The sequence below is a fragment of the Hoeflea marina genome, from assembly GCF_003182275.1.
GTDB classification, from domain to species: Bacteria; Pseudomonadota; Alphaproteobacteria; order Rhizobiales; family Rhizobiaceae; genus Hoeflea; species Hoeflea marina.
The window spans coordinates 325,389-350,853 of sequence record NZ_QGTR01000006.1 but is presented as its reverse complement, the minus strand read 5'-3'; the positions used below and the strand labels follow the sequence as shown (position 1 = coordinate 350,853).

Below are 25,465 nucleotides of genomic sequence, written 5' to 3'. Positions count from 1 at the left end.
GCGTCGATCTGGAGTGCCCGGTGTCCGGAAGGCATCGGGTCCGACACCGGCGGGGCGTGGGCGACCATGCCAATTCCATCCCCGGTTACACCATTTGCGGGCTGGTCCCGCGCGCCCCGCATTCCGTCTGGAAACAGGCGGAAGAACTGGAATGCCCCAAACCGTCGGTGACAATGTCACGCGCGGCGTTTCGGCGTGGGTGGAGGGGACGCGGGCATGATGCCATTCTCCCCCTTGCGGCGGGGTCCGCGGGACGGGCGAGACCCGTGGCTCGCCCCGTCACCGAAGGTGACAGAGGGGGTAGGCAGCCGAGCAAACGGAACAGCTGGAATGAATCGAAACATACCCCTTGTGTCGGCTGGCGCCGACACAAGGGGGGAGAGTGGGCTCCGCAAGCCCCCCGGGCCTATCCGAAATGTGTGAATGGCGTAGTCCTTGAGCGGAGGGATCGAGGGTGGGGGTGATTGGTGGCGGCAACCGACTCCCGGCACGGCCGCCGGCGATCAGATTGCCGGGATCAAGAAAATTCAACGCAGGACGGGGGCGCAATCCTGGTGCGATATGCCTATGTTCAACAAGTATCAAACAAGCCGGACTGTCCGACGGTTTGATGCGGGCTGCGCGCCGCCATTCCGGCCGGGCGGCAGCCCGATGACGCGACCATGGCCCGCGGTCCTCCCGGAGATCGCCGCCGGCCCAACAGACGGGAAACTCAGATGAGCGATCAGACAGATTACACGCCCCCGAAGGTCTGGACCTGGAACAAGGAAAATGGCGGCCGGTTCGCCAGCATCAACAGGCCGATCGCCGGTTCCACCCATGACAAGGTGCTCGAAATCGGCAAGCACCCGCTGCAGCTCTATTCGCTGGGCACGCCCAACGGCCAGAAGGTCACCATCATGCTCGAGGAACTGCTCGAGGCAGGCCACAGCGGCGCCGAATACGACGCCTGGCTCATCAACATCGGCGAGGGCGACCAGTTCGGCAGCGGCTTCGTTGACATCAACCCGAATTCGAAGATACCTGCGCTGCTTGACCATTCCACCACGCCGCCGACGCGGGTGTTCGAATCCGGCTCTATCCTGCTGTATCTCGCGGAGAAATTCGGCGCCTTCCTGCCCAAGGACCCGGCCAAGCGCACGGAGGCGCTCAACTGGCTGTTCTGGCAGATGGGGTCGGCGCCCTATCTCGGCGGGGGTTTCGGCCATTTCTTCGCCTATGCGCCCACCAAGATCGAGTATGCCATCGACCGCTTCGCCATGGAGGTCAAGCGCCAGCTCGACGTGCTGGACCGGCATCTCGCCGACAACACCTTCATGGCAGGCGACGAATACTCGATCGCCGACATGGCGATCTGGCCCTGGTACGGCAATCTTGTCACCGGCGACAGCTACGCCGATTCAGGTCCCTTCCTCGAGGTCGAGACCTACAAGAACGTGGTGCGCTGGCAGAAGCAGGTGGCTTCGCGTCCCGGCGTCAGGCGCGGCCGCATGGTCAACCGCACTTCCGGTGATCCGGCAATGCAGTTGCGCGAACGCCACGACGCCGCCGATTTCGACACAAGAACCCAGGACAAGCTGGACGCCGCCGGCTAGAGCATTTCCAGACGAAGTGATCAAAAACTCGGATCCCCTCCGAGGTCAAGTGAAATGGGGCGCGATCCGGTGGGTCGCGCCCCATTTCATGCGGTCAACTCTGCGCCGCCGCAACGCGAAACGGGGCGCGGGATCTCTCCCGCGCCCCGTTCAACGTCTCAGTCTCAGTCTCAGCCGATGCGGCGGAAGAAGTGGTCGAACTCGACTTCCTCGTCACGGTGATTGCCGCCGGCGGTGGCGGCCCAGTAGGCACCGGCGCCGCTGACCAGCAGCGAGGCGGCGATCAGGAAGGCCGAGATGATGCCCACGCGGCGGGCTGTTTCTGCAGCTTCGGCAGCAGCAGTACGGGCCTCGTAGTAGCTGTTGAGGACCGTATCGACCCGGGCGTTGGCATCAGCCTCGCTCAGACCGGTGCGGGCAGCGACAACCTGGCCGAGATAGGCCTTGTCATCGGCCGATACGTCGTCTGCCCCTGCATTGCCGAGAATGCGCAGCACTTCGGCGTTGACGTCGCCGCCCGGAGCCGTGGCGCCGGGTGCCGTCGTCGTGGCGCCGGGCGCCGGACGCAGCAGCGTGTCGGCGAAATAGCCGTTCGGATCCGCCGCCTGGGAAGCCGCCGTGACCGCAGTGCCAGCGGCCGAGGTGACCGCACCGGTGACGGCGCCGACACCCGTCGTGGCAATCAGCGCACCGACCACGATGGCGCCTGCCCAGACCAGAAGGCCGTGGGCACCGTCGCGGACGTCGGACTCATGCTCGGTGGAATCGTGGAAGCGTCGGCGCAGGCGTCCGGTCAGATAGGCACCGGCCATGAAGCTGGAAACCTGAACCCAGATGAACCACAGCCCGACACCGATGCCCATGCCGACAAGATGCGAGCTTGGCCGATCGGCCACTGCGGTGAAGCTGAGCCCCAGCGCCGCGCCGAACGACAACAGGACGACGGAGACGCCGGATGCCAGCACGATACCGCCGATAATGGCGGGCCAATCGACATAGGAGCCGTGATATTCTTGGTCCATCGGCGCGGTGGAGATCATTGTTACCTCGTCAAGATTGGCCATGGTCATTCTCCTTAGTGAAGTCCGAGGAAAGACAGGATGGCCATGACGACGACAACAAGACCGACCAGGTAGATAATTCCGTTCATTTTGCTTCTCCAATATTTGGGATCAGGGCAACGAGGGCCGAAGCCCGCGGATGCGTGCCGCAATCAAACCCAGTTTGTGAATATGGCGAGGAGGATGATGATCCAGATGGGAACACCAAGCAGCCAGAGTCCGATTCCACGCATGAGAATTCCTTTCATCATCAGCTTGCCCCGGAAATTTGGGGGCGCGGGTTAAACTCCGCTATGCCGTGAAAGGTTCCCCGCCCTGACACAATCCGTGACTGTCAGGGGATTGAAATTGCGTTCGCCCGGTCCAACGGGCCGCCGGATGGGCGGATGGCCGAGCGGGCGCCGGCAGGAGGCGCTGCCAAAACGGGGACGCGCCGGGACTGGCCGGCGCGAGCGCCGACCCGGATCTGCCATGTGCGAGGGGTTCAGCCGCGCAGACGCGCCGCCTGCTGGAAGGCGGCTGTGGAGCGTGCACCGGAGCGGCAATAGCCGAGCATCGGCAGCGGCAACTCCTCCAGCGCATCGACCATGCCGCTGACCGCTTCGGCGGTGACGCCCATCGGACCGATCGGGATCTGCCGGGCTTCCAGGCCGAGATCGGCGGCAGCCGCCTTGATGCTGGCGAAGCTCGGCTGGTCCGCCGCCTCGCCATCCGGCCGGTGGCAGACCACGGACTTGAATCCGGCAGCCTTGATGGCCGGCAGATCCTCGACGGTGATCTGGCCGGCAACGGAGTAGTCCTGGGTGATCGGGCGGAGGTCCATGGGCCTGCTTCTCCTGTGCTCGAATTGTTGCCTGGAGCAGATCCGCTTCCACCGGATCAGGACCTGCTTTCGGAAAATGTCTGGCGCGGTTTAAACAGCGGCCGCGTCCGCTTATCCTGGACTTCCTTGAGGGTCTGACGCAAGGCCGGCCCGGCCCGACGGTTTAATTCGGCGCCGGACGCGCGTCAATTGCGCCAACTGTCCCGGCGGTCGCCCGATTTCTCGCCGTCCCGCTCGGGACCCAGTTCAGCGGTCATCCGGCCGATGATCGCGATCACATCCCCGAAGCATCCGCAGCAGCGACCGCGGATGCCCATCGCATGGTAGACCTTGGACGGCACGATCAACTGCCAAGGATCGTCCCTGAGCAGTCGCTCCACCGCCGCTTCGATCTCCCGGTCCGACAGAATGTTGCATTGGCACACGATCATGCCGAAAGCTCCACAGCACGCGTCCTGCATGTTGACGCTAAAACCTGTATCGAATAGTCAACTATCAATGGACGAGCCAGTCCCGGCTGTCAAAAGGAACCGACCCGAATTGGGCGAACGCGCACTCAAAATTGCAGCCTGGACGGTCACGATGATCTGTCTTGCACCGATCGCCGCGGTTGCGCTCGCAGCCCTTTCCGGCAATCTCGACACCTGGAACAGCCTGATGGCCACGGTGCTTCCTCGCTATGCCCTGACCACGCTTCAGCTGGTCATCATCGTCGGCATCGGCACCGCGCTGATCGGCACGTCGACGGCTTGGCTGGTGACCACCTGCGCTTTCCCGTTCCGTCGCACTTTCGAGATCACGCTTGCGCTGCCGCTGGCCTTTCCGGCCTATGTGCTGGCCTATGCCTACACCGATCTGCTGGACTTTCCGGGACCGCTGCAGACCTGGCTGCGCTCGCTCACCGGATGGGGCCCGCAGGACTACTGGTTCCCGGAGGTGCGCTCGCTCGGCGGTGCGGCGGCGATGCTGATCTGTGTGCTCTACCCCTATGTCTACCTGCTGGCCCGCGCCGCCTTCATCCGGCAGTCGCCGACCGCCTATTTCGCCGCCCGCACCCTCGGCCACACGCCCTGGCAGGCCTTTATCAGGGTTTCCATGCCGATGGCCCGGCCGGCCATCGCCGGCGGCGTCATCCTGGCGCTGATGGAAACGATCGCCGATTTCGGCACCGTGGCGCATTTCGGCGTGCAGACCTTCGCCACCGGTATCTATTCGGCCTGGTTTTCCATGGGCGACCGCATGGCCGCCTCGCAGCTGGCCATGTGCCTGCTGACCGTAGCACTGGTCTTCGCGCTGCTGGAACGGGCGCAGCGGGGGCTCGCCAGGCGGCATCCGGCCGGATCGCGCAACGAGACCATGGTCCGCCACACGCTCGGCGGCTGGCGGGGCGCGGCCGCGTTCCTCGCCTGCGCGCTTCCCGTCGCCGTCGGCTTCGTCGTCCCGCTGATCGTGCTGATGCACATGGCCATCGTATCGGGCAAGTCGCCGTTCACCGCGCGCTATCTGGACTATGTGGCAAACTCGCTCACGCTGGCCTCGATCGCCGGCGTCATCACCGTGGCGGCGGCAATCGCCGTCGGTTTCTGCGCCCGTATCGCGCCCAGCCGCGCTGCCCGCTTCGCCGCCGCCAGCGCCGGCATCGGCTACGCCATCCCCGGCGGCGTCATCGCCGTTGGACTGCTGGTGCCCTTCGCCGCCCTCGACAACGCCATCGACGCCTGGGCCCGCGGCCATCTCGGCCTGTCCACCGGCCTGTTCTTCACCGGCTCGATCGGCCTTCTGATCGTGGCCTACGCGGTGCGCTTCATTGCCTCGGCATTGGGGGCTTTCGACACCGGCATATCCGGAATCAAGCCCAACATCGACGCCGCCGCCCGCACGCTCGGCCGTTCCTCCGGCCGCATGCTGATCGAGGTGCATCTGCCGCTGCTGCGCCCCAGCCTGCTCACCGCATTGCTGATAGTCTTCGTCGACGTGATGAAGGAACTGCCGGCGACGCTGATCATGCGACCGTTCAATTTCGACACGCTCGCCGTCCAGGCCTACCGGCTGGCGTCCGACGAGCGGCTCAACGAGGCGGCGCTGCCCTCACTGATGATCCTGGCGTTCGGGCTGCTGCCGGTGGTCCTGCTCTGCCACACGATCGGACGCTCCGGCCGCGCGGCGACGCCGCTGCGCACCCGCTCGATGGCCTACCTGCCCTCGGCCTGACCGGACCGGACAAGACCGGGCCTCGCCGCGCCTCCGGAAACGGCGAAACCCGGGCAGCGTGGCCCGGGTCCCGTCAAATTGCCTGGCCGCGGGGGCCGGCAGGCCGCAGCCTACTTGAAGCCGACTTCGTTGTAGATTTCCTGGGCCCGCGGCTGGTTCTTGCCCAGTTCATCGAGATTGAGAGTATCGGACTTGAACTGGCCAAGGCCGACGACCACCGAGGACGCCGCAACTCCCTCCACCACCGGATACTCGTTGTTGCCCTTGGCGAAGAAGCTCTGGGCATCGTCGGTGGTCATGTATTCGAGGAACTTGAGCCCATTGTCGCGGTTGGGCGCATTCACCGTCAGGCCGGCGCCGGAAATGTTGACGTGCGTGCCGTTGCCGTCCTGGTCGGGAAATACGATGCCGATGCGGTCGATGCCGTCGGACAGGCCCTCAACCGTGTCGGTGAGGCCGCGGGCGAAATAATAGGTGTTGGCGACCGCAATCTGGCACTCGCCCGACACAAGACCCTTGAGCTGGTCGGTGTCGCCGCCCTGCGGGTCACGCGCCAGATTGGCCTTCAGGCCCTCGGCCCAGGACTTCGCCGCCTCCTCGCCGTTGTGGGCGATGTAGGAGGCGAGCAGCGACAGCATGTAGATGTTGGTGCCCGAGCGCACGCAGATCATGCCCTTGTATTTCGGGTCGGCCAGCGCCGCATAGGTCTGCGGTGGATCGGTGAGCTTGGTCTTGTCGTAGAAGATCACCCGCGCACGGGTGGAAATGCCGAACCAGTGTCCGTCGGGCTGGCGCAGATGCTCCGGAATGCGCGAGGTGAGCTCGGGTGATTGCACCGCCGCCAGAAGTCCGGCCTGATCGGCGCGCCACAGGCGGCCCGCATCGGCGGTGATGAAGATGTCGGCCGGGCTGTTGGCGCCCTCGGCCTTCATCCGCTCGATCAACTCGTCTTCCTTGCCTTCGATCAGATTGACCTTGACGCCGGTTGCCTTCTCGAAGCCGGAATAGAGCTGCTCATCGACATCGTAGTGACGGGCGGAATAGATGTTGACCTCGCCCTCCGCATGCGCGGACAGCGTCATCAGTGCAAAGGTAGAGGCGGCGCAAAGCAGCGCCAGTGAGCGGGCGGCGGGACGGGTCATGCAAGGCTCCATTGTTGTAAGGCTCTGATATTCCATAATACTTGACAATAATTGTCATATTTTAATCGGAACTCAGCAGCCTGTCAACGAACCGACCCGCCAGATCGTGACGGGTCGGCCTATTGCGGTCCCGTCATGGCGAAATAGGCGTAGGTCGCGGCGAAGCCGAGAACCAGCACGATCGCCACGCCGTATCGGCGCAACCATGGCGGCGTCCGGCGCGGCGGCTTGACCGGTTCGGGTCTCTTGAACTTGATGACATTGTCGTCCATGGCAGGCACTCTTTCTAGCTGTTGTCGCGCATCTCGGCGATCCCGGCCCACCGCTATGCCCGGATTCGGCGGGATCGTCACCAGACTTGTCCCGGCAGGCATGTGGATGCTCCGGGTCCGGCCGGCATCGCAACCGGCGCGGCATGCGGGCGGCGCCGGGAGGCCGAGTCCCCGCTGTTCCACAGAGCCGGCGCCCGGTTTGGTCAGCCGGGCCGGCTCAGCATTGCATACAGCCGCCAGGTCGCATGTCCCATGACCGGCAGGACCACTACCAGCCCCAGGAACAGCGGCAGCAGCGCCGACAGGGTGGCCGCGCCGATGACAGAGCCGAACAGGAGCATCGGCAGCGGCGCCTTCATCACCGCGGCCACGCTGGTGACCATCGCGGTGACGAAATCGATCTCGCGTTCCATCAGCATCGGCAGCGCGAAGACCGTGGTCGAGAACAGCACCGCCGAGAGCGCCGCGCCGACCAGGGTTCCCACCACGATGAATCCGAGCCCTTCCGGGGTCGACGCGATCACGGTGACGAAGCCATCCAGGCTGTGCGGCATCCTGAAGCCCAGGAAGAGGGCGAGCAGCAGGCGGACCTGGTAGACCCAGATCCAGAATATGAACAGCACGACGAAGGCCATCCAGCCCAGCTGCCGTTCCCGCTGGTCAAACACCCTCAGCAGCACGGCCGACCAGGTTACCGGCTGTCCGGCCATGCGGCGCCGGCTGACCTCGTAGATGCCGACGGCCACGAACGGGCCGAGCAGCGGGAAGCCGATGGCCAGCGGTATCACCATCCAGGGCGCGCCATAGAGCTTGAGGACGACGAATATGAAAAGTCCGCCGAAGGCAAAGATCCCGCCGAAAAACACGCCGAACAGCGGAAAGGCCCGGAAATCCGACCACCCCTGCGCGAGCGCGGCGCCGATGTCCGCAAATGTTGCCCGCCTGAGCGCCGGCGCCCCCGCCGCGGGGCCGTTCAAGGCATCCTGACCAGCTTCCCCCACTCGACCCTCCCAAGTCTCCGGCACGGGTGGTGCCGCGCAGGAAGACTATCGTCGATCGCCGGATTCCTGGCAAGCTCATCGGCCAGGGCAGGCGCTGCGACGGCGCGGAGCTGGCGCTCATGCCCAGCTGTCGTTCCACTCCATGTATCTGTGGTCGGGGCCGGCGTCGATGAAACGGCGCTGCGGCGGGCGATAACCGGGATCGCGGATCGGGCTCTGGATCTCCCGGCTGTCGAGGATCCGTTTGATCCGGCGCCGGGAGGGATCGGCCACCGGCACCGCACTCAGGAGCCTTTTGGTATAGGGATGCTGGGGGTTGCCGAACACCGCCTGCCTCGATCCGATTTCAACGATTTCGCCCAGATACATCACTGCCACGCGATGGCTGACCCGTTCGACAACCGCCATGTCGTGGGAAATGAACAGATACGCAACGCCCATCCTGGCCTGCAGGTCGAGCATGAGATTGATCACCTGCGCCTTGACGGAGACATCCAGGGCGGACACGGATTCGTCGGCGACGATGAGCTTGGGCTCGACCGCGAGCGCGCGGGCGATGCAGATGCGCTGCCGCTGGCCGCCGGAAAACTCGTGCGGATAGCGATCCCGCGACTCCGGGTCCAGTCCGACCTGCTGCAAGAGCTCGCGCACCATCCCCTGAGCATCCGACCGGTCGGCCAGCCGGTTGACCAGAAGCGGCTCCAGGATCGAGTCGCCCACGCTCCGCCGCGGGTTCAGGCTTGAATACGGATCCTGGAAGATCATCTGCATGTGACGACGGTGGGAGCGGAGCCCCTTGCTGTCGAGCGCGGTTATGTCGGTCCCGTCGAGCACCACGCTTCCCGCGTCCGGCTCGGTCAGTCTCAGGATCGAGCGCCCGGTGGTCGACTTCCCGCAGCCGGATTCGCCGACGAGCGACAGGGTCTCCCCGGCGCGAACCGTGAACGCGACATTCTCGACGGCATGAACCCGGCCGCTCACGCGGCCCAGGAAACCCTGCCGTAGCGTAAAGCGTGTCGTTAGGCCCTCGACCTCCAGGAGCGGCTTTTCCCGCACGACCGTGTCGGGCATGTCGGCGGAGGCCTGCACCACACCGGTTTCGCGGTCAAAGACGGGAAAGCGCTCGGGCAGCGCCCGATCCTTCATGGATCCGAGGCGGGGCACGGCTGACAGAAGCGACCGTGTATAGCCCTGCGCCGGATCGGAGAAGATCGCGGCGGTCGGGCCTGCCTCGACCACCCGGCCCTTGTTCATGACCACGGTCCGGTCGGAAATCTCCGCCACCACGCCCATGTCATGGGTGATGAACAGGACGGCCATTCCTTCTTCGTCCTGCAGTTCCTTGATCAGTGCCAGGATCTGCGCCTGGATGGTCACATCCAGCGCCGTCGTCGGCTCGTCTGCGATGAGCAGGGATGGTTTACAGGCCAGCGCCATGGCGATCATGATGCGCTGGCGCATGCCGCCCGAAAGGCTGTGGGGATATTCGTCAAATCGGCGCGCGGCATCCGATATCCGAACCCGGTCGAAGAGCTGCAATGTCTCCGTGTGCGCTTCGCTCCGGTTCAGGCCGCGATGGATCGTCAACGATTCGGCAATCTGCGCGCCGCAGGTCATCACCGGATTGAGCGATGTCATCGGCTCCTGGAAGATCATGGCGATGTCGCTGCCGCGCAGGGCCCGCATCTCGTCGGCATTCAACAGCGAGAGATCCCGGTCCTTGAAGACGACACGCCCCGTCGTCCGCGCCTGCCTCGCCGACAGCAGGCCGAGGATCGACATGGCGGTGACGCTCTTGCCAGAGCCCGACTCCCCCACCAGGGCCACGGTCTCGCCCGGACCCACATCGAGCGAGACGCCGTGCACGACGGTATTCCAGCCCTTCCCGGCAGCGAAGGACACCGTCCGGTCGTCGATCAGGAGCAGCGGGTCGGAGCTTGCGGAGGGATTCGGGACGCTCGGCTTCATGGCTGGTCCGCCCGCGGATCGAGCGCGTCGCGCAGACCGTCGCCGAGGAAATTGAAGGAGGTCACCGCCAGGGTGATCGCCAGCCCCGGAACGATGGCGAGCCAGGGCGCGCTTGTGAGATACGTCTGTGCACTGTTGAGCATGTTGCCCCAACTGGGAGTGGGAGGCTGGATACCAAAGCCAAGGAAGCTGATGTAGCTTTCCGCAAGGATCGCGTTGGCCACATTGAGCGTTGCCGCCACGACGATGGGAGCCACTGCGTTGGGGAGGATTTCGCGGAGCATCAGCCGGAATCCGCCCGCGCCGTAGGATTGCGCGGCCAGGGTGAATTCCCGGGTTTTGAGGGATCGCGTCTGCGCCTCGACGACGCGCGCCACCTCCATCCAGGAGGTCATGGCGATCAGCAGGACGATCGCCGGCACGGATGGAGAGATCAGCGCCGATATGGCCAACAGCAGGAAGATCGAAGGAAAGCAGAGCATCGCGTCGACGAACCGCATCAGGACTGTCCCGAGGATCCCTCCGTAGAAACCGGCGATGAGACCCACGCACAGGCCGATGATCATGCTGACGACCATTGCCGAGAAGCCGATGGACAGGGAAATGCGCCCGGCCATCAGCAGCCTTGCCAGCGTGTCGCGACCCATGGCGTCTGTGCCCAGCACATGCCAGCCGCTGAACGGGGCGGCGAAGCGCTGCATCATGTCGATGTAGACGTCGGTGAAGGGCAGCAGCCACGGCCCGACGATGCAGGCCAGCGTCAGCAGCAGGATTGTCGCCAGCCCGAAGGTCGCGAGCCGGTGGCTGAGGAAGCGCTTGACGACTGCGCCTTCGAGGAAGGAGCGGCTGATCGGGATTGCTTGGATGGTGGCCATCAGCCCTGCCTTGAAATGCGCGGATCCGCGACGCTGTAGAGGATGTCGGCGAGCAGGCTGCCCAACAGCACGAGCACGGCCGAGAACATGAGAATCCCCATGACCACCGGATAATCGCGGTAGCTGATCGAATCCAGGAACAGCCGGCCCATGCCCGGCCAGGTGAACACGGTCTCGGTGACCAGTGCGCCCGAGAGCAGCGTCGGGATCTGCACCCCCGCGATCGTGATCATCGGCAGCAGCGCATTGCGCATCGCATGCCTGAACAGGATGTTGCGCTCGCTCACGCCCTTGGCCCGGGCGGTGCGGATGTAGTCCTGATTGATGACATCCAGCATCGATGAGCGCATGTAGCGGCTCCACACCGCGGTGGAGACCAGGGCGAGAACCAGGCTGGGCCCGATGAGATGATGGATCCTGTTGAGAAACGAACCGTCGCCGATCGTGTAGCGGTTTCCCGAAGGCAGCCAGTCCAGCCCCACCGAGAAGACATAGATGATGACCAGGCCGAACCAGAAGGTCGGAATCGAGAGCGCAACCATGGCGCCGATGGTGGCGAGGCTGTCGAAAAGCGAATAGCGCCGGACCGCGCCGAGGGTGCCGACCCATACGCCCAGGATCATCGCCAGCACCGTGGCGGTGAGCATCAGCTCAAGCGTCGCGCCCAGGTGGGACAGGATGATGTGAAGAACAGGCTGCTGATCCCGGTAGGACAGGCCCCAGTCGCCCTGCAGCATGCGGAAGAACCACTCCGCATACTGTATCGGCAAGGGCCGGTTGAGCCCCAGTTGCTCCGCAAGCCGATCGAGATCGGCCTGCGTCATGTTTCCGTCCACCGCATATTGCGACAGCGGGCCCCCGGGAGCCAGGTGCAGGATGGCGAAGCCGATCATCGACACGATGACAAGCAACAGGGCAGCCTGCGCGAATCTGCGGAGCAGAAATGTTGCCAAGGAAGGGGACCTCTAGGTTATTGTTCGGCGAAGGATCAGGAGCCCCAGAACCAGCTGCCCATGTTCCAGGCGTTCTGGCGCTGATTGATGTTGGGCGCAAAGCCCACCAGCCCCTTCTTGTAGCCCTCCACGGGCGCATACTGCCAGATCGGCAGAATGGGCAGTTCCTCGCGAACGATCTCCTGCAGCCGGTGATAGATCTCCCGCCGGCGCTCCTGGTCGAAGCTCGCCTGCCCCTCCTTCATCAGCGCGTCGGCCTCGGCGTTCTGCCACTGCATGTAGTTGCCGCCGCTGCCACCCTTGAGCGGAATGGCCGTGCTGGCGAACCGCGCCGCCGGATCGGGATCGACGCCGGTCCGGAAGGACGTGCCCACGAGCAGGCTCTCGAACTGGGAGCGCACATAGAAATCGCCCCAGATGACGGCTGCCGGCATGTTGTTGATGCTCAACGCGACGCCGATCGCGGCCCAGTCCTGCATCAGGAACTGCTGAACCTGTTCGCGGAGCTGGTTGCCGGTCGTTGTCGAGATCTGGAAGGCGAGCGGCACGCCGTCCTTGCTGCGCATGCCTCCGTCGCCACGGACCCAGCCTGCCTCGTCAAGCAGAGCATTGGCCTTTTCCGGATCATAGACATGTGCCGGAAGATTCGGATTGTAGGCCCAGGACTCGCGCGGCGAGAACGATTCCGTCACCGTGGGAACGCCATAGTAGATCGCGTCGATGATGACCTGCTTGTTCATCGCGTAATAGAGCGCCTGCCTGACCGGCTTTTCGCGCAGAGCCGGATGATCGAGGTTCGGCATCACAAGCTCGATGTTGCCGCTTGGCGCGATGAACACCTCCCTGTCGGGCAGGTTCTTCGCCTCGGCGTAGAAATTCTGCGGAATGCCGGAGATGATGACCATGTCGACCTGCCCGGTCTGGAACTGGGCATAGAGGGACGTCATGTCCGGCACATATTTCAGCACCGCCTGATCGAGATAGGGACCGTCTCCGTGATAAGTCTCGTTTGCCGCCAGAGTGATGTTGTCGCCGGGCGTGCGCGTGTCCCATTTGAACGGTCCGGTGCCCACAGGCTGACCGCCGAATGCCGTGCTGTTCTGATCGGCTTCGCCTTCCAGCAGGTGCCTGGGCACCATGTGCGTGTTGGCAAGCAGCGCCAGATACGGCGAGAACGCCTCCGTCATACGCCATGAAATCTCGTGCGGCCCGACGACGGTGATTTCACCCAGAAGGCTGTGGCCGACGCGGGTGCGCGAACGGAAGCCCTCTTGATTGATCAGCTCCAGCGAATACTTCACGTCCTCGGCCGTGAACGGCTTGCCGTCATGCCAGGTCACGTCATCGCGAAGACGGACGGTCCAGAGCAGTCCACCCTCGGCAATTCCGCCGTTCTCGACGCTGGGGACCTCGATCGCCAGGTCCGGCTTCAAGCTGCCGTCGGGCTGCGCGACCCAGAGCGAGCTGAAGATGTTCGTCCAGATGATTTCATCAACTTCGACGCCCGGCATCAGCGGATGAAACGAGACCGGCTCCTGCGACAGGCCTACCACGACCACGCCCGTAGGCTTGGAGGGCGGCGTGGCAGCCGCATCCGTCTGCGCCCAGGCGGGAAAGCCGAATGTCGACGCCGCCATGGTGGTCAGGCCGAAACCGAGCCCAAGGCCCAGCATGTCGCGGCGGCCAATGGCACCCAGATCGAACTTGCCGGACTTCGGCTGCATGGTCTTATCGTGTGACATCATTTGCTCCCGCGTTTGCTCAGGGCACCATGCCCTCTTGTGAAGTTCCCTGGCGCTTTGTCGCGTGCCCGCCGCGAGCACAGCCTGCGCCACTGGTCGAAACATTTAGTATAGTGAAGATTGTGTCAAGTGAATTCATTTCAGTGACGGGACCACGGCCGTACCCACGCGTCCGGAACCCGTCGCCAAAACCATACCGAATGCGACCGGACACCTTCAACGGCGCCAAATACCAGGCAAAGACACCCGAAATCGGTGCGTATCGCCGCCTCCCTCAGTTGCGAAGCGACGACCCTCATGCAAGAATTCAGCACGAGGCGACGATTTCTGCTTGAACGCCAAACCGCAATCCAATATGCATATCTTCATTATTTTGAATAAACAGAAGCGCAATGGATAAGCACAAGTGACCGACACGCCGAACAGTGCCTCCATGCCGGACAACGGCGAGAGCAGCCAAAGCCGGCGGATCGGACAGCGCCTGAAGGCCCTGCGCACGGAACGCGGCATGACGATTTCCGGGCTGGCCGCGGCGGCCGGAATTTCGTCGGGATTGATCAGCCAGATCGAACGCGGCAATTCCAACCCGTCGATCGGCACGCTCGAAAAGCTGCGGCACGCCCTTGGCGCCAATGTCTGGGAGTTCCGGGAGGCGCCGAAGCCGTCGACCGAGCCCGCCTTTGTCCGCCGCGCGACAAACCGGCCGAAGATCGTCGTCGGCACCTACGGCTTCAGCAAGGAACTGCTCTCCCCCCGCAACAACAACGAACTCCGCTTCATGATCCTGACACTGCCTGCGGGAGCACGCAGCAACGAGACGCTGAACGGGCCCGGGGACAAGGGCGGATATGTGCTGGAAGGCCGCGTCGACCTGACCGTGGGCGACGAAGTCGCCAGGCTCGATCCCGGCGACAGCTTTCAGTTCAGCAGTTCCATCCCGCACCATCTCGAAAACACCTCAGCCGAGACAGCCCGCATCCTGTGGATCATCAGCATCCGCGAGGCGCATCTTTAATCCGTGATGTCCGGCGCAGATCTTCCGATCAGGCCTTCCATCCCCACCCAGAGGACTACCCATGATTACGCGTTATGAATCCACCGGCCGCCTGAGCAAGGTTCTTGTCGCCAACGGCTTTGCCTTTCTTTCCGGCCTGACGGCCAAGGACCGCAACGGCACCGTGGCCGAGCAGACGACCGACATCCTTGCCCAGATCGACGGGTATCTCGCCATGGCGGGCACGAACAAGAGCCGGATCGTGACTGGCAATGTCTGGCTCAAGGACGTCGGCACCTTCAGCGAGATGAACTCTGCCTGGGAAGCTTGGGTCGACCCCGACGCCGCCCCCGCCCGCGCCACGGTCGAGGCCCGCCTGGCCCATGACGACATCCTGGTGGAAATCCAGGTGCAGGCCCTGGTGTAGGCCCGACCGTCCGAACCCGCCCACAACCTTAGAAAGCCAGCAAGCATGACCGACAAATCCGAGACTCCCGGAGACCCTTCCTGGTGGCTGACCGAGGCCCTGCAGGCAGAGGGCAATCCGCTTCCCGCCAGCGCGCTTTCGGGGTCGGTGACCACGGACGTGGCAATTGTCGGCGGCGGGTTCACGGGTCTCTGGACAGCGCTGGCCATCAAGCAGCGGGCCCCCGACACCCGCATCGTGCTGATAGAGGCCGCGATCTGCGGCGCCGGCGCCAGCGGCAAGAACGGCGGCAAGGTGCATGGCTACTGGGCAAGCCTTCCAGGCATGGCCGACAGCATCGGGCCGGATTCGGCGCTGGCGGTGGCCCGAGCCGGGACCAGGGCGCAGGACGGGATCCGGGAATTCGCAACCGCCCCCGGGCGTGACATCTGGTGGCGGGAAGACGGGAATGTCCGGGTTTCCGCCGCCCCTGCCCAGGACAAGAAGATCGCCCGTTACGTCGAGACGGCGCAGGCGCTCGGGGTGCCCGACACGGCCCAGCCGCTGTCGGCCGCGGAGGTGGCAAGCTATTGCCGGTCTCCGGCGTTCCGTTCAGGTCTGTATCTGCCCGAGGGCGCCAATGTTCAGCCGGCGCGGCTGGCGCGGGCCCTGCGCCGCGCCGCCCTCGACCTGGGCGTGACCATCCACGAAAACACCCCGATGACCGCCCTGGAGACTGGAACACCCAACCGGGTTCGAACCCCGGCCGGCGAGATCATCGCACGGGAGGTGATCCTGGCGACGAACACGGCCCTGGCCGCTGACAGCGACATCAAGCCGTTCGTGACTGTGTTTTCCAGCTACGCGCTGATGACAGAGCCAGCGCCGGAGGCGCTTGAGGAAATGGGCTGGCGCGGCAATGTCGGCATGGCCGACCTGCGCATGTTCGTGCACTACTTCCGCAAGACCGTCGACGGCCGCGTGCTGATGGGATCCGGCTCGGGGCCGATCAGCTTCAACGGCGACGCCACCGCGCCCAGCCTGACCGGGGACCTCGCCTCCGGCCAGCGGGCTGTCAGAGCGCTTCGCCGCCTGCTTCCCGGCCTGGCTTCGACCGGCGTCGCCAAGGTGTGGGGCGGCGGAATCGACGTTTCATCCGACCGGCTGCCCTTCTTCCGGACCCGCCCGGGAACGCGGGTCCACTATGCCAGCGGCTATTCGGGCCATGGCGTCAACCCGACCTATATCGGCGGCCAGTGCCTGGCGTCGCTGGCGCTCGGGCACAAAGACGAATGGACCTCGCTGCCGCTGTGCACCCGCGAGCTTCCCAGATTTCCGCCCGAACCCTTCCGCACCATCGGAGGCCGCCTGGTCCGCAGGGGAATCATGGCCTGCGAGGAGGCTGAAGAGCGTGAGAGCATCGCGCCCTGGCCCATGCGCGCAGCCGCCGCAATTCCGAAGGTCTTCGGCCTGCGGATCGGCACCCGCTGAGACCGGCCGCCGACGGCGGTCGCGATCCCCTGCTGCCGCGCGTCCCGGCGCGGCGCATGGCTCAGACCTCGAGCCACTCTTCGCGCACGGCCCTGTTGGCGGTGAGTTCGGCTGGCGTGCCGGAGAAGACCATGCGGCCGTGCCCCATCACATAGACCCGGTGCGAGATGCGCATGGCCACCGCCAGCTTCTGCTCGACCAGCAGGATCGAGATGCCGCGGCTCGCCACCTCCTGCAGCAGCTCCCCGATGCGCTCCACCATCTGCGGCGAGAGCCCTTCGGTCGGCTCGTCGATCATGATCAGGTCCGGATTGCCCATCAGCGTGCGGCAGATGGTCAGCATCTGCTGCTCGCCGCCCGACAGCGCCCCGCCGGGCGCATGGGCCCGTTCCCGCAACTGCGGGAACAGCCGGAAGGTGTCCTCGACGCTCCAGACGCCCTCCGGCTGTCCCGGCTTGAGGCCGAGCACCAGGTTCTGCTCCACCGTCAGGCCCGGAAAGATGGCGCGCTCCTCGGGAACGTAGCCGATGCCGAGGCGCGCGATCTGGTGCGGCGCCTTGCCGGCGATCTCGCTGCCCTTGAAAACGACCGAGCCGTGCGGCGCGGGGTTTCCCATGATGGTCTTGAGCGTGGTCGAGCGGCCGACGCCGTTGCGGCCCAGGATGGACACGATCTCCCTGGCGCCGACGCTCAGATCGACGCCCTGCAGGATATGGCTCTTGCCGTAATAGGCATGAAGGTCACGAACTTCGAGCATCACGCCACCTCCGTGCCGAGATAGGCCCGCTGCACGTCGGCATTGGCCTTGATGCGCTCGGGCGTGTCCGACGCGATGATCTCGCCGTAGACCAACACCGAGATGCGGTCGGCGAGGTTGAACACCACCCCCATGTCGTGTTCGATCATCAGAAGCGTCCTGTTCTCGCTGACCTTTCGGATCAGTTCCACCATGTGCTGGCTTTCGGCATGGCTCATGCCCGCCATCGGCTCGTCGAGCAGCAGGATGTCGGCATCGCTGGCCAGCGCCAGCCCGATCTCGAGCGCCCGCTGCTCCGCATAGGCGAGCATCCCCGCCGGCATATCCCACCGCTCGATCAGGTTGATCTGGCCGAGGATCTCCTCGGTCCGGAGCCGGACGTCATCGAGCCCGTCGATGTCGCGCCAGAAGTTGTAGCGGTATCCCATCGCCCACAGCGTGGCGCAGCGAACATTCTCCCAGACGCTGAGCTGCGGGAAGATGTTGGTGATCTGGAAGCTGCGCGCCAGGCCCCTGCGGTTGATCTGTTCGGGCGACAGCCCGGTGATGTCCCGACCATCGAGCCGGATGCGGCCGGACGTCGGCCGGTAGTGTCCGCTGATCAGGTGGAACAGCGTCGACTTGCCGGCGCCGTTGGGGCCGATGACAGCGTGGCGCTCGCCCCTGACGATCGTCAGGTCGACGCCGCGGATGATCCGGGTCGGACCGAAGCTCTTCTCGAGCCCTTCCAGTTCCAGCGCGGCGGTACCGCCTTGGTCTGCGTTGCTCATTGCACCCTCCCCCGGACCATGGCGGCCCCATACGCCTCGCGCGCCAGCCGCGCCGCGCGCACGCCGAGCCAGCCTCCGCCGCCCAGAAGCACGACAGCCGTCAGCCAGGGCAGCAGCGCATCGGCATTGAATGCAATCCCCATCATCGTCATCCCGAGACCTTCGGAGGCCGAGATGGAGAGCTGATGCGTCATCTCGATGATCATGCTCAGTCCCGCCAGGGCGACCAGCCCGGGGATGAGCGCCAGCACGTAATAGGGCGCGACCCGGAGCAACTGCCCTCGCCGGATCAGCGGCCTCTGCATCATGATGACGCCGGCGATGCCGTTGGGCGCATACATCACCATGGAGATGAACAGCAGCCCGAAATAGAGCTCCCAGACATCGGAGAGGTCGCTGAGCATCAGATGCAGATAGGTGACGACGATGGCGCCGATGATCGGTCCGGCGAAGTTCCCGACCCCGCCGATATAGGCCATCAGGATCACCGAGCCCGATTCCGCCGCCCCCATCTGGGCCGAATTCATGATCTCGAAATTGATTGACGCCAGCCCGCCGGCGATGCCCGCGAACAGACCCGCCAGGCTGAAGGCGATAAAGCGCACCACGGTGGTGTTGTAGCCGACGAAGTTCACCCGCTGCGGGTTGTCGCGCACCGCGTTGCAGATGCGGCCGAACGGCGTGCGGGTGATCGCGTACATGGCAATCACCGAGACCAGGCACCAGCCGGCGATCAGGTAATAGACCTGGACCTGGGGACCGAAGGACAGTCCGAACACCTGGTGGATCTCGGTCCGGTCAACGGTGATGCCCGTCTCCCCGCCGAAGAAGCCGCGCAGGATCAGCGCGCTGGAGGTGACCAGTTCGCCGATACCGAGCGTGATCATGGCAAAGGCGGTGCCGGCGCGGCGGGTCGCCACTGCGCCGAAGATGACGCCGAAGACCAGGCCGGCGAGGCCACCCACGAGCGGATAGACCATCAGCGGCAGCGGCCCCTCGCCGCCGGCCATCATGTTCATCATCTGGGCCGTGAGGAACCCGCCAAGGCCGAAGAACACGGCGTGACCGAAGGACAGCAGGCCGGACTGTCCGAGCAGCATGTTGTAGGACAGCGCAAAGATGATCATCGTGCCCATGACGCACATGGTCGAGATCGACAGCCCCGAGCTGAACACCCTGGGCAGCACGAGAAGCAGCAGGGCGAGCACGATCCAGGGGCCGTAGCGCCTGAGCGGGCCGGGTGCTGCGCCGGACGGGAAGCCGGCCGGCCGGACGACGGTGTCGGATGTGTCGCTCATGATTCACGGTTCCCCATAAGTCCGCGCGGCCGGAAGATCAGGATCAGCACCAGCAGCAGGTAAGGCAGCACCGGCGCCACCTGCGCCACCGTCACCGACCAGATGTCGTCGAGATAAAGGGCGAGGCCGCTGTCGGCGGCGACGGGACCGAAGACATCCGCCAGCGAGATGTTGAAGGCGACGGCGAAGGTCTGCACCAGGCCGATGAGCAGGGAGGCGACGAAGGCGCCGCCGAGCGAGCCCAGCCCGCCGACGACGACCACCACGAACAGGATCGGGCCGAGCAGTCCGGCCATGTTCGACTGGGTGACGAGCGCCGGTCCGGCGATGACGCCGGCAACGGCCGCCAGGCCCACGCCGACGCCGAAGACCAGCATGAAGATGCGGTCGACATTGTGCCCGAGCATGCCGACCATTTCAGGATGGGTCAGCGCCGCCTGGACGATGAGGCCGATGCGGGTGCGCTTGATGACCAGCATCAGCGCCAGGAAGATGGCGATGGAGGCCAGCAGCCCGAACAGCTTGAAAGCCGGATATTCGGTGGCGAAGATGGTGAAGGCGGGAAAGTCCAGCGACGGCGGCACCAGATAGTCTACCGGCAGCTTGCCCCACACCATCTCCACCAGCTTCTGGATGACGAAAGTGAGGCCGAAGGTGAACAGCAGTTCGGCGACATGGCCGTGCTTGTGCACGGTGCGCAGGCCGTAGCGTTCGACGCCCATGCCGATGACCGCGACGATGAGTGGCGCCAGCACCAGCCCGGGCCAGAAGCCCAGATGCCGGCTGATCTCGAAGCCGAAGAAGGCACCCAGCATGTAGAAGCTCGCATGGGCGAGATTGAGCACACCCATCATCGAGAAGATGACCGTCAGGCCGCTGGCCATCAGGAACAGGAGCATGCCGTAGGTTATGCCGTTGACGGCTGAAAAGAACAGGATCTCGGCCACAATCAGGTCACCCCACTGCTGGCATCGGAAGGAATGGGCACAGCCCGGCGAAAGCGGCGCCGGGACATCGCCCCGGCGCCGCAGTCCGGATCGTCAGCCGGGGCGCTTCATGTCGCAGGTGGTGGGAACAATGGTGTCCTTGGCCGCGATCTCGCCGACGCTCTTCCAGCCCCAGCCGGTGTTCTCCTCGTCCACCTGGCCGGATTCGACCGGTCCGATGGCAGAGATGATGATCGGCTGGAAGAGCTGGTGGTCGTCGGCGCGCATGAACATCTCGCCGCCGTTGGAGAAGGACTGGAAAGTCATGCCCTCAAGCTTGGGGGCGAAATCCGCCGGGTCCGAAGACTTGGCCTCTTCCATTGCCTTGACCATCATGTCCATCGCGTTGAACACGCGCGGGAACATGGTCGGAGCATCCTTGTAGCGTTCGGTGTAGGCCTTGGTCGTTTCCATGGCGGGACCATAGTTCAGATTGGCGATGCCCTCGTTGACCTGGAAGACCTTGCCGTCCAGGCCCGCCTGCTTGATGGCGGTCGGACCGCCGGCGGCGCCGGCATAGTAGGTGAACCACTTGACGTCGAGGCCGGCCTGGCCGGCAGCCTTGATCAGCAGGGCGAAGTCCTGGCCCCAGTTGCCGGTGATGACCGTGTCGGCACCCGACGCCTTGATCTTGGCGACATAGGGCGCGAAATCGGTGATCTTGACCAGCGGGTGAAACTCGTTGCCGACGATCTCGATGTCGGGACGCTTTTCCTTGAGCATGCTGACGGCCGTGTCGGCGACGGCATGTCCGAAGGAATAATCCTGGTCGATCAGGTAGACCTTCTTCACCTCGGGCTGGTCCTTGATGAAGTTGGTCATCGCCTCCATCTTGATGGTGACGTTGGCATCGAAGGCAAAGTGCCAGTAGCTGCACTTCTCGTTGGTCATCGCCGGGTCGACGGCCGCATAGTTCATGTAGAGAATATGCGCGCCGGGATTGCGGCTGTTGTACTTGGTGACGAACTCCTCGATGGCGATGCCGACCGAAGAGCCGTTGCCCTGGAAGATGATCTTGGCACCCTCGTCGATGGCCTTCTGGACCTGCACCAGGCTGGTCTGGGCATTGACCTGGTTGTCATAGCCCGTGACCTCGAGCATGTCGCCGTTGACGCCGCCGGCCGCATTGACCGTGTCGGCAATGAATTTCAGGTGGTTCAGTCCCATCTGGCCGACGCTGGCGGCACCGCCCGACAGCGGATCGACAAAGGCGATCTTGACGGTATCGGCACTGGCCGGCACGGCGGCCGCGCCAAAGACGGTCAGCGCGACGGCTGTCGTTGCAAATAGCTTCCTCATGATAGTCCTCCTCAATGCGGATCGGAATTCCCGACCTCTCCCTTACAGCGTGCTGCTGTGTGATTGGCGCCGCGCCCCGCTTCCTCCCGAAGCCAGACCGGGCAGACGCCTATTTCGCCGCGGCCATCGCCGCGCTGTCCTGTTCGACGCTGGCCAGCTCGCGCTCGAACTGGGTGAATCCGTAGTTCGGCACGATCTCGCCCGAGCGATCGCCGATCTGCTCCCAGGCGGCGATCACGCGGCCCGGGGCATCCTCGCCGCCGCCGATTTGAATGCCTTCCGTCAGCGTCACGTGGGCGCGGGCAAAATGCCCCGCGCCAGCGCAGAGAATCGCGCGCGTCGGCGCGTCGTCGCCCACCAGCGCCAGCAGCCCGTTGCTGACCAGCTCCGGTGCGAGCCTTGCCAGCACGTCCGGAGCAAGGACGCCGTCGGTCATCTGCGTGGCGGCCGTGGGCGCCAGGCAGTTGACCTTGATGTTCTGCTTTGCGCCCTCGATCGACAGGGTCTGCATCAGTCCGACCAGCGCCATCTTGGCAGCGCCGTAGTTCGACTGGCCGAAATTGCCGTAGAGCCCCGAGGACGAGGTGGTCATGACGATGCGGCCATGATTCTGCTGCCGCATGATCTCCCAGACCGCCTTGGTGCAGATTGCCGCGCCCATCAGGTGGACATCGATGATGGACCGGAAATCGGCGAGGTCCATCTTGGCGAAGCTCTTGTCGCGCAGGAACCCGGCATTGTTGATAAGGATGTCGACCCGGCCCCAGGCAGTCATCACCTGCTCGACCATCGCCGCCACCTGGCCTTCATCGGTCACCGAGGCGGCGATGCCGATCGCCTCGCCGCCCTGCCCGCGGATCTCTTCGGCCACGCGCTCGGCGCTCTCGCCGTTCATGTCGTTGACGGCGACGCGGGCGCCTAGGCGGGCAAGCATCAGCGCATGGCAGCGGCCGAGGCCTCCACCGGCTCCGGTAACGATTGCAATGCGGCCGTTCAGCGTCATTCCATATTCCTTGATCATCGTCTCAACTCATTCACTCACTAGAGAATTAATGTGATGGACGCAACAGATTCTTCTCCGGACATCTGCTGTTTCCCGCGTGGATCGTGCTTACGGCCTCGAGGCATCCCGTTCGCGATCGGCATCCGCCCTGCCGTCGCAGAAGGACAGGAAGCCGGCCGCCATAAAATCCGCCATGCGCTGCTTGATGGCCGCGAAATCATCCGACTTGCACAGCCCGCCAGACAGCTTGTCGATGCGCCCCGTGCGGGCGAGCGTCAGCATCAGGGCGCCGGTGACGAAATGGTAGCCCCAGAATAGATCCTCCTCGGGCGTGTCCGGCATGGCCTTCTTCAGCAGGCCGATCAGACGCAGGACCACGGGGTCAAAATGCGTATCCATCAGATCTGCCCCCCATTCCGGCGTGTTGGCCACCTGGGAGGCGAGCGCGGCATAGTTCTTCCAGCCCTCGCCGTGCATGCTGTAGAGATCGAGATCGGTGTCGAGAAACACGTGCAACGCGCCCTTGACCGTGGGCTTTCCTGCACAGGCCAGCTCATATTCGTCCAGGACCCGCATCCGGCGTTCGATGCTGACCATGGCGCGACGGCCGAAGACCGCGTCGAACAGCTTCTTCTTGTCGTCGAAATAGTAGTTGATCAGCGTGTGGTGGACCCCGACGCTCTTGGCCACGTCCTTGAGCGTGACGCCATGCAGGCCGTGCTTGGAAAACAGCAATTCGGCGACATCGAGAATCTGCTCGATCATGTCGGCGCGCTGTTCGGCCTTGGTGGCCCTGCCGCGGGCGGCCCGCTTGGCCGCGGGCCGGGGAGTAACGGGCTTCGTCTCAGCTGTCAAAATTCGGTCTTTCGGTTCCGTCTCTTGCGGCCGGGCGACCGCATCTCCCCGGTTATGCATGACCGTAGTCCGCTTTCAAGCGCATCTTATCGATCTTGCCTGTCGAAGCCATCGGCATCTTGGTCCGGATGACGGTGCGCGGGATCCACCAGCTGGCCACCCGCCCCTGCAGTGACGCCAGCAGTTCCTCGTCGCTGATCTCCTGGCCCGCCCTCACCTCGACCAGCAGCACGGGCTGTTCGCCCCACTTTGCGTCCGGCCGGGCGATGACGGCGGCCAGCGAAACCTCCGGCAGGGCGCCGATGACGGCTTCGATCTCGGCCGGATTGATCCACTCGCCGCCCGACTTGATGAGGTCCTTGGCCCGTCCGGTGATGATCAGGTTTCCCGCTTCATCGATCCGCGCCAGGTCGCCGGTGTCGAACCATCCCGCGGCATTGACCGCCGGGCCGGCGTCGCCGAGATAGCGCTCGATCACGGCCGCGCCCCGCACATGCAGGTGTCCCTCGACGCCGCGCTGCCCGGGCAGCGGGTTGCCGCCGGGATCACAAAGCTGCAGATCCACCCCCACCGCCGGGCGGCCCGAGACCGAGGCGCGGCGCGCGGGGTCGCCCGGAACGGCCATGGTTCCCGAAGGCGACAGTTCGGTCATGCCCCAGCTGGTCTGCACGGTGACGCCCAGCCGCTGCTCGATCCGCTGCATCAGCGCCGGCGGCAACGGCGCGCCACCGACAAGGATGCGCTTGAGCGACGGCAGTTCGCCGCCGTTCTGCTCGAGATGTTCGACCAGTCCGAGCCAGACGGTCGGGACCCCGACACCGAGCGTCACCCCCTCGGAGGCGATCAGACGCGCCAGGCTGGCGCCATCGGCCTGGCGTCCGGGCAGCACCAGCCTGGCACCGACGGCGGGCGCGGCAAATGGCAGTCCCCAGGCACTGGCGTGAAACATCGGCACCACGGCAAGGATCGAATCCGCCGCGGTGATGCCCAGCACATCGGCCTGCAGCAGTCGCAGCGTGTGCAGGTAGCTGGAGCGGTGGGTGTAGGTGACTCCCTTGGGCGCGCCGGTGGTGCCCGAAGTGAAGCAGAGGCCGGAGGCGGTGGTCTCGTCGAACTCGCCCCAGACGACCGGGTTGGCCGGATCACCGCCGCCCGGGGCGAGGCGCTCCACGGTCACACCCGGGCGCATCGCCGTCGAGCCGCCGGCCCCCCGGTCGATGACATAGACGCGACTGAGCGCCGGCGCATGGTCGGCGATCTTGCCGGCGAGCGGCAGCAGGTCGGCGCTGACGATGAGGATCGCGGCGCCGGACTGGCGCAGCATGGCGCCGCTCTGCTCGGCGGTCAGCCGCGGATTGAGGGTGTGGCACGTGGCGCCGAGCCCCATGATGCCGTACCAGGCCTCGAAATGGGCCTGGCCGTTCCAGGCCAGCGTGGCAACGCGGGAGCCGACGGTAACGCCCAGACCGGCGAGCAGCCCGGACACTTCGAGCGCGCGCGCCCTGATCGCGCCGTAGCCGGCGCGGCTGATGGTGCCATCGAGATTGGCCGAGACCACCTCGGCATCGGGATGCCAGTGCGCGGCATGATCGAGGAACTTGTCCAGGGTGAGGCCGAAATGCTGCATCGCCCCGTCTGCCATCACCTCGTCCCGAATCACCTCGTCCCACACGGCCGGAGATCCGGTCTCCGTCGCCTTCTCGCCGCTCTGTTGAATTGTCACGTCGTCCCGCCTCTCCTCCGGACCGGCGGCCAGCCAGCCGCCCGGTCCATCCTCACATGCCAATATTCATTCACTCGCTGGTGAATGAATATTGGCAGAAACAACGAATGGCCTGTTTCGTCAAGCCCGCCTGCAGGGATCGATGGTGTTCGCAGTCGATGAAGCGCTGCCAACCGGCAGCGGGAGGCATGCCACACCTCCGCTGGCCGGCCCGACGCATTTATCCGATCCCGGCGCCCC

The 25,465-nt window shown here is 64.9% G+C and carries 23 protein-coding genes; 5 read left to right on the top strand and 18 right to left on the bottom strand.

The features are described from left to right. The first annotated feature begins 716 nt into the window (after positions 1-716). Positions 717-1,595: a glutathione-dependent disulfide-bond oxidoreductase gene (gene yghU, locus DFR52_RS21650; protein WP_110034096.1), complete on the top strand. Its 879-nt coding sequence runs from the start codon at positions 717-719 to the stop codon at positions 1,593-1,595. Between the two features lie 170 nt (positions 1,596-1,765). On the opposite strand, the gene DFR52_RS21645 is transcribed toward yghU, so the two are convergent. From DFR52_RS21645 to DFR52_RS21635, 3 genes are all read right to left on the bottom strand, one after another. Continuing rightward, on the bottom strand, positions 1,766-2,659 hold the full coding sequence (locus tag DFR52_RS21645) for a hypothetical protein (RefSeq protein ID WP_110034095.1): 894 nt from the start codon (positions 2,657-2,659) through the stop codon (positions 1,766-1,768). 481 nt (positions 2,660-3,140) lie between these two features. Beyond that, complete coding sequence (locus DFR52_RS21640; RefSeq protein ID WP_110034094.1) at positions 3,141-3,479, bottom strand: protein tyrosine phosphatase family protein; 339 nt, start codon at positions 3,477-3,479, stop codon at positions 3,141-3,143. Between the two features lie 185 nt (positions 3,480-3,664). After that, entirely contained in the window at positions 3,665-3,910 is a 246-nt protein-coding gene (locus DFR52_RS21635; protein WP_110034093.1) for a (2Fe-2S)-binding protein, read from the bottom strand. A 151-nt stretch (positions 3,911-4,061) separates the two neighbouring features. Here DFR52_RS21635 and DFR52_RS21630 point away from each other — a divergent pair, with 151 nt between their 5' ends. Then, a complete protein-coding gene (locus DFR52_RS21630) occupies positions 4,062-5,690 on the top strand; it encodes an ABC transporter permease (RefSeq protein ID WP_245415436.1) in 1,629 nt (542 codons plus the stop codon). A 110-nt stretch (positions 5,691-5,800) separates the two neighbouring features. On the opposite strand, the gene DFR52_RS21625 is transcribed toward DFR52_RS21630, so the two are convergent. The 7 genes from DFR52_RS21625 to DFR52_RS21600 all read right to left on the bottom strand — a co-directional run bounded on the left by DFR52_RS21625 (position 5,801) and on the right by DFR52_RS21600 (position 13,643). After that, the gene (locus tag DFR52_RS21625) at positions 5,801-6,832 is read right to left on the bottom strand and encodes a Fe(3+) ABC transporter substrate-binding protein (RefSeq protein ID WP_210205889.1); all 1,032 of its coding nucleotides are present in this window, start codon (positions 6,830-6,832) and stop codon (positions 5,801-5,803) included. 119 nt (positions 6,833-6,951) lie between these two features. Next, positions 6,952-7,104 carry a hypothetical protein gene (locus DFR52_RS24640; RefSeq protein ID WP_170132328.1) on the bottom strand — a complete coding sequence of 51 codons (153 nt, stop codon included), beginning with the start codon at positions 7,102-7,104 and terminating at the stop codon, positions 6,952-6,954. Positions 7,105-7,307: 203 nt separating this feature from the next. Further along, positions 7,308-8,105 carry a DUF2189 domain-containing protein gene (locus DFR52_RS21620; protein WP_425351238.1) on the bottom strand — a complete coding sequence of 266 codons (798 nt, stop codon included), beginning with the start codon at positions 8,103-8,105 and terminating at the stop codon, positions 7,308-7,310. Between the two features lie 117 nt (positions 8,106-8,222). Further along, entirely contained in the window at positions 8,223-10,073 is a 1,851-nt protein-coding gene (locus DFR52_RS21615; protein WP_110034090.1) for an ABC transporter ATP-binding protein, read from the bottom strand. Further along, complete coding sequence (locus tag DFR52_RS21610; protein WP_110034089.1) at positions 10,070-10,948, bottom strand: ABC transporter permease; 879 nt, start codon at positions 10,946-10,948, stop codon at positions 10,070-10,072. The genes DFR52_RS21615 and DFR52_RS21610 overlap by 4 nt, the downstream gene beginning before the upstream one ends. Continuing rightward, positions 10,948-11,901: an ABC transporter permease gene (locus DFR52_RS21605; protein ID WP_110034088.1), complete on the bottom strand. Its 954-nt coding sequence runs from the start codon at positions 11,899-11,901 to the stop codon at positions 10,948-10,950. The genes DFR52_RS21610 and DFR52_RS21605 overlap by 1 nt, the downstream gene beginning before the upstream one ends. A 35-nt stretch (positions 11,902-11,936) precedes the next feature. Next, positions 11,937-13,643, bottom strand: coding sequence for a peptide ABC transporter substrate-binding protein (locus tag DFR52_RS21600; protein WP_245415435.1), 1,707 nt, complete (start codon positions 13,641-13,643; stop codon positions 11,937-11,939). Between the two features lie 406 nt (positions 13,644-14,049). Between DFR52_RS21600 and DFR52_RS21595 the strand changes: the two genes are divergently transcribed. The 3 genes from DFR52_RS21595 to DFR52_RS21585 all read left to right on the top strand — a co-directional run bounded on the left by DFR52_RS21595 (position 14,050) and on the right by DFR52_RS21585 (position 16,534). Beyond that, positions 14,050-14,658, top strand: a complete 609-nt coding sequence (locus tag DFR52_RS21595; protein ID WP_110034086.1) for a helix-turn-helix domain-containing protein — start codon at positions 14,050-14,052, stop codon at positions 14,656-14,658. 61 nt (positions 14,659-14,719) lie between these two features. After that, a complete protein-coding gene (locus DFR52_RS21590) occupies positions 14,720-15,064 on the top strand; it encodes a RidA family protein (protein ID WP_110034085.1) in 345 nt (114 codons plus the stop codon). Positions 15,065-15,109: 45 nt separating this feature from the next. Beyond that, positions 15,110-16,534 (top strand): NAD(P)/FAD-dependent oxidoreductase, encoded by a 1,425-nt coding sequence (locus DFR52_RS21585; RefSeq protein ID WP_110034084.1) that lies wholly within the window; start codon positions 15,110-15,112, stop codon positions 16,532-16,534. 61 nt (positions 16,535-16,595) lie between these two features. On the opposite strand, the gene DFR52_RS21580 is transcribed toward DFR52_RS21585, so the two are convergent. From DFR52_RS21580 to DFR52_RS21545, 8 genes are all read right to left on the bottom strand, one after another. Next, positions 16,596-17,291 (bottom strand): ABC transporter ATP-binding protein, encoded by a 696-nt coding sequence (locus tag DFR52_RS21580; protein WP_110034083.1) that lies wholly within the window; start codon positions 17,289-17,291, stop codon positions 16,596-16,598. Further along, entirely contained in the window at positions 17,291-18,061 is a 771-nt protein-coding gene (locus DFR52_RS21575; RefSeq protein WP_110034082.1) for an ABC transporter ATP-binding protein, read from the bottom strand. The genes DFR52_RS21580 and DFR52_RS21575 overlap by 1 nt, the downstream gene beginning before the upstream one ends. After that, positions 18,058-19,359: a branched-chain amino acid ABC transporter permease gene (locus DFR52_RS21570; RefSeq protein ID WP_110034081.1), complete on the bottom strand. Its 1,302-nt coding sequence runs from the start codon at positions 19,357-19,359 to the stop codon at positions 18,058-18,060. Before DFR52_RS21570 ends, DFR52_RS21575 begins: the two co-directional genes overlap by 4 nt. Further along, positions 19,356-20,306, bottom strand: coding sequence for a branched-chain amino acid ABC transporter permease (locus DFR52_RS21565; RefSeq protein WP_110034080.1), 951 nt, complete (start codon positions 20,304-20,306; stop codon positions 19,356-19,358). Before DFR52_RS21565 ends, DFR52_RS21570 begins: the two co-directional genes overlap by 4 nt. A 93-nt stretch (positions 20,307-20,399) precedes the next feature. After that, positions 20,400-21,644, bottom strand: a complete 1,245-nt coding sequence (locus tag DFR52_RS21560; RefSeq protein ID WP_110034079.1) for a branched-chain amino acid ABC transporter substrate-binding protein — start codon at positions 21,642-21,644, stop codon at positions 20,400-20,402. Positions 21,645-21,753: 109 nt separating this feature from the next. Then, positions 21,754-22,647, bottom strand: a complete 894-nt coding sequence (locus tag DFR52_RS21555) for an SDR family NAD(P)-dependent oxidoreductase (protein ID WP_110034143.1) — start codon at positions 22,645-22,647, stop codon at positions 21,754-21,756. 108 nt (positions 22,648-22,755) lie between these two features. Beyond that, positions 22,756-23,502 (bottom strand): TetR/AcrR family transcriptional regulator, encoded by a 747-nt coding sequence (locus tag DFR52_RS21550; RefSeq protein WP_245415434.1) that lies wholly within the window; start codon positions 23,500-23,502, stop codon positions 22,756-22,758. A gap of 52 nt (positions 23,503-23,554) precedes the next feature. Then, the gene (locus DFR52_RS21545) at positions 23,555-25,225 is read right to left on the bottom strand and encodes an AMP-binding protein (protein ID WP_210205887.1); all 1,671 of its coding nucleotides are present in this window, start codon (positions 25,223-25,225) and stop codon (positions 23,555-23,557) included. Positions 25,226-25,465: the final 240 nt, after the last annotated feature.